Origin of the sequence: Pseudoalteromonas sp. H103, from assembly GCF_001469205.1 — a bacterium.
Lineage (GTDB): Bacteria > Pseudomonadota > Gammaproteobacteria > Enterobacterales > Alteromonadaceae > Pseudoalteromonas > Pseudoalteromonas carrageenovora.
Map to the genome: position 1 here is coordinate 96,668 of NZ_LOFG01000020.1, position 12,372 is coordinate 109,039.

The following is a 12,372-nucleotide window of genomic DNA, read 5'->3' on the forward strand; positions in this document are numbered from 1 at the left end:
ACTTGCACCAAAATTGTACTCAAATTAAGTCTTTGTTAACCCAACACGCTGTATTTTACCGAGAATTATTTAAATTTTACGCATTTTTTAAGAATTTAAGCAAAAAACGCAATTTGCTGTTGCTAACTCTTTAAAAATGCATAAAGATAGGTTTTGCGAAGGCAAAATAATAACGAATAGGAATCTAACAATGAATAAAGCTCAATTAGTTGAAAAAATCGCTACTGATGCAGAAATCTCTAAAGCTGCTGCTACACGTGCACTTGACGCGTTTACTGGCGCTGTAACTTCTTCTTTAAAAGAAGGTAATTCAGTTGCATTAGTTGGTTTTGGTACTTTCTCAGTTAAAGAACGTGCAGCACGCACTGGCCGTAACCCACAAACGGGTGCTGAGATCCAAATCGCAGCGGCAACTATCCCAAGCTTTAAAGCAGGTAAAGGTCTTAAAGACCAAGTAAACCCTTAATTGGCGATTTACAGAATTTTTTAAAAAAGAGCTATTAAGCTCTTTTTTTTTTGCCTGTATAAAAGTTGCCACCAAAGCGGGTCAACTACTAATTTGCAATAATACTCAATTAAATTGACGTTAATGCGTTAAAAATTTCTAATATACGACTGTATTAATGCAGGCCGTAGAGCAATGCAAAAGCAATTAGTGTTAACAACTAAACAACAAATTTTTTGCCTCTTGCTTATACGGTTTATTGCCCAAAATTGCTCTTAATTAAACGAATCAGTATGATTTTTTATAGGTACAGACCATAAAAAATCCCTACTAATTACTTAGCAGGGATTTTGCTTAAAACTCACTAAAAATGGGCTGTAACGTATTTAAAGTTACGCTTTTAAAGCTTTATCGCCTCGTCCGATACCAACGGCACCTGAGCGTACAACTTCAATAATGTCTGTTTCATGACGCAGTGTGTCTAAAAACGATTCTATTTTGTCTGTACTGCTTACAAGTTGTAGGCTGTAACTTTGTCGACCCATATCTAAAATAGCGCCTTGGAACACATCAACCACACGTGTTACGGCAGCGCGTGTGGTTTCGTCTTGGGCAAATACCTTAACAAGTAATAACTCACGCTCAATATGGCTCATTTCTGTTAAGTCGATGATTTTAAGTACATCAACAAGCTTATTTACTTGTTTCGTAATTTGCTCAACAATTCTGTCATCACCCATAGTTGTAATAGTGATACGCGATAGTGATTGATCGTCAGTAGTACCCACCGTAAGGCTATCAATGTTATAAGCACGTTGTGAAAAAAGCCCAACGATACGCGATAGTGCACCAGGTTCGTTTTCTAATAATATAGATAAAATACGACGCATTATGCTTTTACTCCTTTACGTAACCACATCTCATCAATGCCGCCTAACTTAATTTGCATTGGGTATACATGTTCTTTTTCATCAACGTTTATATCTAAAAATACTAAACGGTCATTTATACTCATAGCTCTGTCTATCGCTGGTTGTAGTTCATCGAGCGTGTCTACCTTTATTCCAACGTGACCGTAACTTTCTACAAGTTTTACAAAGTCAGGTAAAGAGTCCATGTAAGACGATGAATGGCGACCGCCGTAAATCATGTCTTGCCATTGGCGTACCATACCTAAAGAGCGGTTATTTAATGATACAACTTTAACAGCTAAGTTATATTGCAAACACGTTGATAGCTCTTGGATGTTCATTTGAATAGAACCATCGCCCGTTACACATACAGACTCTTTATCTGGGAACGCAAGTTTAACGCCCATTGCAGCAGGTAAACCAAAGCCCATAGTGCCTAGGCCTCCAGAGTTGATCCACTGGCGAGGGTTTTTAAACGGGTAATATTGAGCGGCAAACATTTGATGCTGACCTACGTCTGAGCTTACATATGCATCGCCATTTGTTGCTTTGTACACTGCTTCAATAACAGCTTGGGGCTTAATTTTATCGCCATCGGTGTTGTAATTAAGGCATTTTTGTTCACGCCAGCTAATAATTTGTCGCCACCAATCTTCTTGGGCGCTTCTATCAATTTGTATTGGGCTTTTATCAATAGCAGTTTGTAGTTGTTCTATAACCGTTGCTAAACACCCTACAACTGGAATATGAGCTTTAATAGTTTTAGAAATTGAGGTCGGATCTACATCAACATGCACGATGGTTGCGTTAGGGCAAAACTTGTTAACGTTATTTGTAACACGATCATCAAAACGTGCGCCTAAGGCTAAAATTACATCAGCGTTGGCCATTGCTTTATTTGCTTCAAGCGTACCATGCATTCCAAGCATGCCTACAAAATTAGGGTGTACACCTGAAATACCACCAAGGCCCATTAAAGTATTTGTAATAGGAGCATTTAATGATTCAACTAAGTGAGTTAATTGCTCTGAGGTATTAGAAAGTACAATTCCGCCGCCAGAATAAATCACTAATTTTTTTGCTTCAAGAATAGCGGTTACTGCTTTGCGTATTTGTTTTGAATGACCTTTTGTATTTGGGCTATAGGTTCTAAGCTCGGTAGTTTTAGGAAATTCGTACTCAAACTTAATCGCTGGGTTGAGCATATCTTTTGGTAGCTCAACCACTACAGGACCTGGGCGACCAGTACTTGCAATATAAAACGCTTTTGCAAGGATCGCTGGGATCTCTTTAGCACTTCGACAGTTAAAGCTGTGTTTAACCACAGGGCGCGAACAACCAACAATGTCGGTTTCTTGAAAGGCATCATCACCAATTAAATTAGTCGGTACTTGGCCTGATAAAACAACCATAGGGATTGAATCCATATAAGCTGTAGCAATTCCTGTAATACAGTTTGTAGCGCCAGGGCCTGAGGTTGCAAGTACAACACCTACTTCACCGGTGGCACGGGCATAGCCATCAGCCATGTGCGTTGCTGCTTGTTCATGGCGTACTAAAATATGCTCAATATCATCTTGCTGAAAAAGTGCATCATATAAGTCTAAAACCGAACCACCGGGGTAGCCAAATATGTATTTAACCTTTAAGTCTTTCAATGCCTGAACTACTAGTTCAGAGCCATTATACTCTTGTTTGCTCATCCTCATTCCTCTGTGCGCTTTTTTGTGCATAAAAAAACCCCCGCGTAGTGCGAGGGTTTTTAAAAAGCAGTATCACCTTTTAATACATCCCCGCTGGGCTTATAACTAAGACCAGTACGAGTACGACTAAAAGGTTAATTTGTGTGTTCATAGTTTTTACTCTATTTAGCAAAACACTGCTTTTAAATTAAATATTCTGTATAAGGTTATTTTTAAGGGTTTTAAGGCTCTATGTCAACCTTGAAATGGCTTTTTTGCATTGAAATTTCATTTTAAATTGTTTTTCAACTTGAAATTGCAAAATGTGGTGTTTTTATCTGAGTACTCAGTAAATATTATGCATTTTTTACGGTTATAAAGGTAAGCATAACAATTAAATTTAGCTAAGTTTAATTGTGTTAATTATATGTTTTAGAAACTGCCTAAATAGTAAATTTTAGGTATGATGAATTCATAAAAATGATTGAGGAATCTACAGTGAAAAAAGTGACTATAATTTCGCTTTTATCTACATTAATAAGTCCTTTAGCAATTGCTGATAAAGCATCTCCACATGATGTGGGTATTACTAACAAGGAACGTATTTTATATTGGCTTAATAAAAGAGATAACATTGCGCCGAGTGATCTTGAGTCATCATATGATCAATACATGGATATGAGTACTAATAACTCACGTTTAATTAAAAATGGTTTTAGACAGTTTAATTCTAAAATTGATAATCCACTGGATTCAGTAAAATCTCAAGCTGCTTTTTCTTCTTCTTTAATCCCCGATCAGACTGTAAATCAAGTAAAAGTACTGACTATATTGATAGACTTTCCCGACTTGAAACATGACGATAATAAGTTAACAGCCCCAGATACAGATATGTTTTACGCTGATTATTCTAAAGAACATTATCAGCAGATGTTATTTAATAGCGAAAGCTATGTAGGTCCAGATGGTCAAAACTTATTAACAGCAAAAAGCTATTATTCAGACGCGTCGGGTGCAAGCTTAAATTTTAGCGGTGATGTTTATGGCTGGGTAACCGCTGATAGTAACGCCAAAGTATATGGAGAAAGACAAGGGAATACCCGAGATATTAATGCGCCATCTTTAGTTAAAGAAGCAGTAGAAAAAGCTGTAGCACAATATAATATCAATTTAAGTGATTACGACCTTACTGATTTAGACGATATTGACGGTGACGGTATTATTAACGAACCCAACGGAATAATAGACCATGTGATGATTTTTCATTCAAGTATTGGTGAAGAAGCTGGAGGAGGTTACTTAGCTACCGATGCGATTTGGTCTCATCGTTACTATGTATTTGATGAAAACAGCCAACCTAGTGAAGTAACGGGGAGTTCTGTTAAGCTTTTTGGCTATACAATTAACCCAATTGATGCTGGAATTGGTGTAGTTGTGCACGAGTTTGGTCACGATTTAGGGTTGCTTGATGAATACGATTTACAATCTAATACTGTGGGTGAGCCGGTTGCATCTTGGTCTGTTATGTCTACTGGTAGTTGGTCGGGGGCTTTAAGGGGCTCAGAGCCTGTGATGTTTAGTCCTTATGCGCTTGAATACTTACAAACGCGCTATCAGGGAAATTGGGTCAATCAGCTAGAGCTTGAAATGACAGAAGTTAACGCAAATTCTGAGCAAATACTTGTTGATACCTCAAGTACTTCACAAACACAAAGCCAATTAAAAGTTGTTTTACCTAAGCGTCTAGAAAAGTTTAAAACACCGGTAGAAGGGGAGTTTCAATATTATTCAAATACAGGTGATAACCTGCGTAATAGTTTTATAAATACGATAGAACTGCCACCGAGCAATGATGCACTAATGCTAAGTTTTAATGCCTATTACAGCATTGAACGTGATTACGATTTAGTGCAAATAAAAGTGAATGGTACGCCAATTAGTGGCAATTACACCCAAGCTATTAACCCATATTATGGCGATATTGGGCCTTACATTACCGGTGATTCTTTTTTAAATAGTGATGCTAAACAACCTAACGGCTATTTAACGCATGAGTTTGATTTAACCTCTTATGCAGGGCAAACAGTAGAGTTTAGTATTGAATATGTAACTGATGCAAATACCCATTACTATGGTTTTGTTGTTGATGATATGAAGGTTAGGCAAAACGAAACGTTAATTTGGCAAAACAACGCAGAAGTGCAAACATCTGCTCAACTAACAAACTTTGAAAGAATAGGTAGTTACATATACGCCGCACCATCGCATTACTATTTACAATTAAGATCTTATCTAGGTATCGATAGCGGATTGCAAAGTGAGCAATATTCCCCGGGAGTACTTTTGTGGTACGCCGACGAATCACAATCAGATAATAATACCACCGAGCACCCAGGAACTGGCTTTGCGTTAGTTGTTGACGCAGACCAGCGAGCAATTAAAACAGGCACTACGCAAACAACTGCCGATACGGCAATACAAATACGCGATGCTGCATTTAGTTTATATGACCAGCGTGCAGGGTTAGGCGACAACGATTTATCAGCCATTAGTGAGTTTAGTGATAAAACAGATTATAGTTTTTCACAACAAACTGAATCTGGTGTTGAATTACCACAATTAGGTTTTGGGTTTACTTTATTAAATCAATCAACTAATAACGAAAGCGTTAGTGTTGAGCTAAGTTATAGTTCTGCAAATGGGATTAAATTTAGTATTACTGATCTTAATGTACAATTTGATATTGAAGGATTAACTTTAACACCAACCGATAAGTTTATGTGGCGTTTTGATGATGGCTCAACAAGCACTGAGCTTGCACCTTCTCATGAGTATGATGATTTTGGCACTTATAATGTTGAGTTTATTGTTAGCAACGATAATGCTGAGCAAGTATTTACCGCTGAAGTAAATATTACTAAGCCATTAGCAATTAACGAGGTTGATTATGATATTAACCAAGGGGTATTGACAGCCCAAGCTAATATTACGGGTGGCGTTTCACCTTTTAGTTATCAGTGGAGCTTAGGTGATAATAACAGCTTAGCGACGCAGAGTATTACACATAGTTATTTATATTCAGGTAATTACCAAGTTGAACTGACCGTAACAGACAGTCAAGGAAATCAAACTGAAAAAACGCTAGATATTTCTACAACAGTACCTATGAGCATTGAAAGTGGTTTTACTTCTAATAATTTAAATGTTCAGTTTAATAGTGATATAAGCGGTGGTTTTGGTAACTACACATACAACTGGAATTTTGGTGATGGAAGTACTTCTAACATACAAAACCCAAGTTATGTTTATCAAAATGAAGGGAGTTATGCTGTGACACTTAAAGCGACTGATGCTCATACGGGCGAAGTTATTACTGAAAGCTTAACTGTAAGCGTAAACATAGAGCAAAGTAGTTCAGGCTCAAGTGGTGGAACACTAGTAGGCTTACTTATTTTATTAGCCTTTAGTACTCTGAGAGTAATACCAATGGGCAAAAATACTTAATCATTCCACAAGGCTAAACGTGTCGCTACCTGTGTTAAAAAATTCTCATTAATGACTGCATGGATGCAGAAGGTAGAGCAAGTAGCGATTTTTTTGCCTCGCTATCAACACGTTTTTCCTACCTCAAAATAGATCAATTAATTAAGCGAATTGGTATAAAACTATTTCTTCGCCCGTAAAAGCAAAAAAGCCAGCATAGCTGGCTTTTTAACGTTCAAATAGAAGCCGATATTAAGCGGCTACTTTTTAAAGACGATCAATCACTGATTGAGTGAAGTCTGTAGTACCGTGGCTGCCGCCTAAATCACGTGTTGTACGATCACCTGATTTAATCACATCAGCTACAGCACTACGAATTCGCTCTGCAGTGTCGCCCATGTCTAAATGCTCAAGCATTTGAATAGACGCTAAGATTACTGATGTAGGGTTAGCTAAGTTTTTACCTGCGATATCTGGAGCACTACCGTGTACAGCTTCAAAAATAGCGGCATCTTCACCAATGTTAGCGCCTGGAGCCATACCTAAACCACCCACTAAACCTGCACATAAGTCTGATAAAATATCACCAAATAAGTTAGTCGTTACAATTACGTCAAACTCTTCTGGTGTCATTACAAGTTTCATACATGTTGCATCAACAATCATTTCTGTTGACTCAATTTGTGGGTAACGCTCAGCTACTTCACGGGCTACTTTTAAAAATAAGCCTGATGTTGATTTTAATATGTTAGCTTTATGTACCGCTGTTACTTTTTTACGGCCTTCACGTATTGCAAGCTCGTAAGCAAACGTTACAATTTTTTCTGCGCCTTCACGTGTGATCACTGATTTTGCTTCAGCTTCGTTGCCATCTTCACTAACCACTTGGCCTGCGCCTGAGTACATACCTTGCGTGTTTTCACGAATAGTGATGATATCAATATCGTCGTAACGTGCTTTAGTACCAACAAACGATTTCACAGGGCGAACATTTGCGTATAAACCAAATTGCTTACGCAGTGTAACGTTAATAGACGTAAAACCTTCACCTACAGGCGTAGTTAATGGGCCTTTTAAAGTGATTTTATTTTTAGCTATTGTATCAATTGTTTCTTGTGGAAGTAGCTCACCTGTTTTTTCAAGTGCTGCAAGGCCTGCATCAACAAATTCATAATCAAAGTCGCAACCTGCGGCTTTTAATATTTCAAGTGCTGAGTCGATAATGCTCGGACCGATGCCGTCGCCTTTGATCACTGTGATGGTTTGTTTGGCCATTGACTTTTCCTTTAAAGAGTTTGATTTGCACATAAATTATTACTCTGAGAGAGTAACTGCTTGTTAGGTCATTTATGTGAACGTGCTTGAAAATTTAAGGGCGCATTTATACCAATTTATCACCCATTTTGCTAGTTTATACAGTAAATACCGGGTATAAATGAAATTTATAGTGGGTATAGAAATATTAAATAACCTTTAGTCAACTTAAATTAGATTTATTATTCGCAATTTAGGTTAAATACTATTGAATATACCCAAAGCAGCTAAATGTTGATTGAAATCTGTTTCGTCATGCCACTTTTGTATTTTTAGTTGCTCGTTTAATGTTTGCTTTTGCCAAGCACTCATTTCAAGGTCTGGTTTAAATACGATCTGTGCAAGTATTTTAAGCGACACCCATAGCTTATGAGAGTTAGTTAAATGTTTTTTAGGTGTTTGCTCTGCTTCTAATAATGCCATTGTCCATGGGTTATCACTTAATAAATGAGTCAATTGCTGAGTTAGTGCATCAGAATTAACTTCTTTTACGCCAAAAAATGAGCAAATGGGCGCGCTCAATATTTTATTAGGGGTGCTGTCTATTAATGTTTTACGAGAAAGTAATGTACTGCACTGTGTTAGTAAAAAATGTGTATAAGCATATAAGGGCAATGTTATATGCTCAAACTGATCGTGTTTATTTTTACTTACAAGCAAAGCCATTATTTTTACCAGTGCATTTAATCTATTAACAATATAGGCATGCAAAGGATGGGGGGTAACATTTACAAGCTGCTCAAATACAACACGTTGTATTATAGCTGGCGCGTTATAATAGCCGACCATTGACAGACTGTGCTTTAAATCTTTTGCGGCTTGATACTCTTTATTATAAGGCTTTACTGCTTCACATAAATTTGCGACCACGAGTGGGTGGGCTGCCATTAGTTGGCTTAACCCTTTATAACTGTATTCATGTTGTAATTTAATGTGGCTAATTAAATTAAGCAGCTCTTGTGCTTTATTTTCAAACGAGGGACTTTTTGTTTTAATATGCTCGCTATTAAATACCGTAAAGCTAATGCTTTTACTAACGCAACTCCATTGTTTTGCGTTGTCGCTAAAGGATGCTTTAACTTTGTACCACACGAGTTTTTTAGGATTTTCAGTGCTTATTAATACATGCTTCCCTTGGGGATCTGTCGCTAAATAAATCATTGATTGGTCAGCATAGTTTACTCGGCTACCTGGCAATAATGGACCCAAATGAGAAACTAGTGATTTAATTAGTTCTAGGGCAAACAAGTTTGGAGTCCGAATATATAAATCACTTAAAGCTTTATATATGCTCATATGCTTATTTTGCGAGTTATTGCTAATGTTCATTGCAATGATATTTGCGATGGCAAGTAATGTAATACCGCCATCATAAAGCATAATTTTTGGGGTACTCACCAATGCTTGCTTGTATTTATTTAGCTTAGCTAGCAATTGCGCAACGTGCTGGGCTGGCTCTCCAGCCGTAAGCATAATCTTTGCAGCTAGTTTATGACGCATCTTCCAAATATGTTTATCTGTATCGGTAAACTCATCTTGATTGCCTAATTTATTTAACTGAGCACCAACACATAAATGCTCAATAAGCGCGGTGCTAATATATAGCTCGCTTAGCTTTGAGTCGTAGCTTTGAGATTTACACAGAGCTGCAGTGACAACGCACTGTGCAATAACGAGGTTTGTAGCGTATGAATAATTTGGATTGTAAAGCGTAAGCCGTGCTTGAAGCGCATGGGGTTGTTCAGCATAGAGTGTTCTATATTGTTCGGCGAGTTTATTTGCCATAGGGTATATGGCTGTCCACTTTTTTTTATTACTATAAGTACCTAAAAATAACTGCGTATTACTAAGTAGGTGCTCTAAGGTGGTTGATACGGTTTCTTCCATTAAACCTGCACCTAATTTTGTTCTTGGTATTTGTTATAAGCGCTGGGACCCCATAAAAAAAGCTGTCCATTTTTAAAAAGTAATCCAGTACATTCATCCATTGTTGTAATACCGTCAGATGTTTTATGTTGTGTACGATAAAAAACAATTTGAAAAACTTGTTCTCCATCGCGTTTAGCATACGTTAAATCGGGGCTGCCTAAGTAATCAAGCACACTATTTAAAGTAGTGGGTTGCTCAAGAGATAATTTTTCTATAAATCGTTTATTAAATGCTTCGCGGTCTTGCCAGATCATAGCTTGCGGATCGTCTTTATAAAACATGATCACAGATGCTGCTATTAGCGCATATAGCCCTAAACCTAAAATTAAATATCTAATAAACTTTTTCAACATGCTTAACTCTGGCTGCTGTAACTAATAATAGTATACGTATTGATGGTAACGCAGGCTATAAACTTGCGATTAACTTAGCCTTAACTGCTTTAAACTAAAGCCTAAATTTATATCGGTACGCAAACTAACCAAGTGTTTTGAAATAACATACATATCCATATTAGCGACAAGCTTACTTTTAATACTAGGGGTTAAAGAGTCATCCTCTAGCGCTTGCTCAATAGAGCTATAGTTATTTACTAATTGCTGCGCAGACTTTGTGCCAATACCTTTAACGCCAGGTATATCATTGGTTTTATCGCCTGCTAGAGCCCAAAAATCAACCAGCTTGTTTTTCTCTACTCCAAAACGATCTTTTATACTTGTCTCGTCAAGGTATAACTTTTTAAAGTAATCGTAAACGGTAATGTAAGAGCCAATATGTGGTAAAAACCCTTTATCCGTTGATACTACAATGTTACTTATTTGATTACTGGAGGCCTTGTAAGCAAGCGTTGCTATTATATCGTCAGCTTCATCGTTAACGGGTTCAAATACAACAATGCCAGTTTGTTCTATTGCCGTTTTAAAATCTACTAATGCGTCTTTTAACATTTGCGGCATTGGTGCGCGTGAATGTTTGTAATCTTTGTAAAAATGGTATCGCCAGCTTCTATCTCCATCAAAGACCGCAATAGCATGTGTTGCATTACTACTTTTAAGTAGTTTTTTACATGCGTGGGCAACACGTGAGCAGCATATTTCAATCATTTGTGCATCACTGTGGTGTTTTTGATTAGCATCAACAGCGTAAATGCGCCTAATTAAATTAAGCGCATCAATAAGAAGTAATTGGGGTTTCAAACTATATAACTCATGCTTTTATTTTGTAACACGGAATATATTTACTACCAGGGAGTTTCATTCTACCTTGGTCAACAAATGCTTGTAGTAGTTTATCCATATCGGTCATTAAGGCCGGCTCGCCACTTAAAATATAAGGCCCATTTTGTTTAATGGCTTTTATACCTTCATCTTTTACATTACCGGCAACTATACCTGAAAACGCACGGCGTAAATTAGCCGCTAATTGTTGCTTGGGTTGTTCAAGATGTAAGTCGAGGTTTGCCATATTTTCGTGAGTAGGGGCAAACGGTTGCTGAAAATCGTTATCAATTTTAAGTGTCCAATTAAAGTAATAAGCATCACCTTCACTTTTACGATAATTTCGTACACTTGCCATGGCAGACTTTAGCTTTTGGCCAACGAGTTCAGGGTTATCTATAATCACTTCAAATTTATCGAGTGCTTGCGTGCCTAAAGTCATTTCAATAAATTGGCAAAGTTCATTAAAATACGCTTCACTTTCTTTTGGCCCTGTTAAAATGACAGGTAAACACTGCTTAGCGTTATCTGGGTGAAGTAAAATCCCTAAAAGATATAGTAATTCTTCTGCTGTACCTGCACCACCAGGGAAAATAATAATTGCGTGGGCTGTTCTTATAAATGCTTCTAAGCGTTTTTCAATGTCAGGTAAAATAACAAGTTCATTTACGATCGGGTTTGGTGGCTCAGCAGCAATAATGCTTGGCTCGGTTAACCCTAAATAACGATTATCGGTATTTCGCTGTTTAGCATGACCAATAGTTGCACCTTTCATTGGGCCTTTCATGGCACCAGGGCCGCAACCTGTACAAATATTTAAACCACGTAGGCCAAGTTCATAGCCAACTTGCTTAGTGTATTTGTATTCAATTTCGTTAATTGAGTGGCCGCCCCAACAAACTATCATGCTTGGCTCGCTATTTACTCTCAAAGCGCCTGCATTTCTAAGCATATCAAAAACCATATGTGTGATAGCTTTTTGCTCTTTAAGATCCTTTTCATATTTTTGGCAAATAAATAAAATGTCACGAATAACCGAAAAAATATGTTCGTGAATACCTGTAATTATTTCGCCATCAACAAAAGCTGTTTCGGGTGGGTTTTCAAGTTCAATTTTAATACCACGTTCACGGCTAACTAATCGAATGTCGAAGTCTTGATATTTGTCATAAATTTCGTTGCTTGAATCGGTATGGCTACCTACATTAAGAACTGCAAGCGCACAGTTTCTAAATAACTTATAACGCTCGCTAGCGGAAGATTGCTCTAATAAATCAACTTCTAATTGCGACAGTAAATCTAAAACCCCAGTAGGGTTTAACTGTATTAACATCGGCGTTCTCCTTGAGGCTAAAATAGTAAACTGCGTGGTAATAAATAAACAACATTTG

Annotated in this window: 9 protein-coding genes; 2 read left to right on the top strand and 7 right to left on the bottom strand. The window is 37.3% G+C overall.

What is annotated here, in order from left to right; translation table 11 throughout:
* The first annotated feature begins 190 nt into the window (after nt 1-190).
* Entirely contained in the window at nt 191-466 is a 276-nt protein-coding gene (locus tag ATS74_RS18180) for an HU family DNA-binding protein (RefSeq protein WP_004586404.1), read from the top strand.
* A 371-nt stretch (nt 467-837) separates the two neighbouring features.
* Here ATS74_RS18180 and ilvN read toward each other — a convergent pair whose 3' ends face one another.
* Together ilvN and ATS74_RS18190 are read right to left on the bottom strand one after the other, a co-directional pair.
* Nucleotides 838-1,335 (bottom strand): acetolactate synthase small subunit, encoded by a 498-nt coding sequence (ilvN, locus tag ATS74_RS18185; protein ID WP_058550273.1) that lies wholly within the window; start codon nt 1,333-1,335, stop codon nt 838-840.
* Nucleotides 1,335-3,059: an acetolactate synthase 3 large subunit gene (locus ATS74_RS18190; RefSeq protein WP_058550274.1), complete on the bottom strand. Its 1,725-nt coding sequence runs from the start codon at nt 3,057-3,059 to the stop codon at nt 1,335-1,337. Before ATS74_RS18190 ends, ilvN begins: the two co-directional genes overlap by 1 nt.
* Nucleotides 3,060-3,536: 477 nt before the next feature.
* Between ATS74_RS18190 and ATS74_RS18195 the strand changes: the two genes are divergently transcribed.
* Nucleotides 3,537-6,542 carry an immune inhibitor A domain-containing protein gene (locus tag ATS74_RS18195; RefSeq protein WP_058550275.1) on the top strand — a complete coding sequence of 1,002 codons (3,006 nt, stop codon included), beginning with the start codon at nt 3,537-3,539 and terminating at the stop codon, nt 6,540-6,542.
* A gap of 246 nt (nt 6,543-6,788) precedes the next feature.
* Here ATS74_RS18195 and ATS74_RS18200 read toward each other — a convergent pair whose 3' ends face one another.
* From ATS74_RS18200 to ppnN, 5 genes are all read right to left on the bottom strand, one after another.
* Nucleotides 6,789-7,796 carry an isocitrate dehydrogenase gene (locus ATS74_RS18200; protein ID WP_058550276.1) on the bottom strand — a complete coding sequence of 336 codons (1,008 nt, stop codon included), beginning with the start codon at nt 7,794-7,796 and terminating at the stop codon, nt 6,789-6,791.
* Nucleotides 7,797-8,033: 237 nt separating this feature from the next.
* Nucleotides 8,034-9,722, bottom strand: a complete 1,689-nt coding sequence (locus tag ATS74_RS18205) for a hypothetical protein (protein WP_058550277.1) — start codon at nt 9,720-9,722, stop codon at nt 8,034-8,036.
* Between the two features lie 11 nt (nt 9,723-9,733).
* Nucleotides 9,734-10,117 carry a DUF3192 domain-containing protein gene (locus ATS74_RS18210; protein WP_058550278.1) on the bottom strand — a complete coding sequence of 128 codons (384 nt, stop codon included), beginning with the start codon at nt 10,115-10,117 and terminating at the stop codon, nt 9,734-9,736.
* 69 nt (nt 10,118-10,186) lie between these two features.
* Nucleotides 10,187-10,960: a flap endonuclease Xni gene (gene xni / locus ATS74_RS18215; protein WP_058550279.1), complete on the bottom strand. Its 774-nt coding sequence runs from the start codon at nt 10,958-10,960 to the stop codon at nt 10,187-10,189.
* 10 nt (nt 10,961-10,970) lie between these two features.
* Complete coding sequence (gene ppnN / locus ATS74_RS18220; RefSeq protein ID WP_058550280.1) at nt 10,971-12,314, bottom strand: nucleotide 5'-monophosphate nucleosidase PpnN; 1,344 nt, start codon at nt 12,312-12,314, stop codon at nt 10,971-10,973.
* Between the last annotated feature and the right edge of the window lie 58 nt (nt 12,315-12,372).

Excerpts from the sequence above, each read along its gene's own strand:
- ilvN (WP_058550273.1), bottom strand. The coding sequence starts at position 1,335 with ATGCGTCGTATTTTATCTATATTATTAGAAAACGAACCTGGTGCACTA.
- ppnN (WP_058550280.1), bottom strand. The coding sequence starts at position 12,314 with ATGTTAATACAGTTAAACCCTACTGGGGTTTTAGATTTACTGTCGCAA.
- ATS74_RS18205 (WP_058550277.1), bottom strand. The coding sequence starts at position 9,722 with ATGGAAGAAACCGTATCAACCACCTTAGAGCACCTACTTAGTAATACG.
- ATS74_RS18200 (WP_058550276.1), bottom strand. The coding sequence starts at position 7,796 with ATGGCCAAACAAACCATCACAGTGATCAAAGGCGACGGCATCGGTCCG.
- ATS74_RS18190 (WP_058550274.1), bottom strand. The coding sequence starts at position 3,059 with ATGAGCAAACAAGAGTATAATGGCTCTGAACTAGTAGTTCAGGCATTG.
- ATS74_RS18210 (WP_058550278.1), bottom strand. The coding sequence starts at position 10,117 with ATGTTGAAAAAGTTTATTAGATATTTAATTTTAGGTTTAGGGCTATAT.
- ATS74_RS18180 (WP_004586404.1), top strand. The coding sequence starts at position 191 with ATGAATAAAGCTCAATTAGTTGAAAAAATCGCTACTGATGCAGAAATC.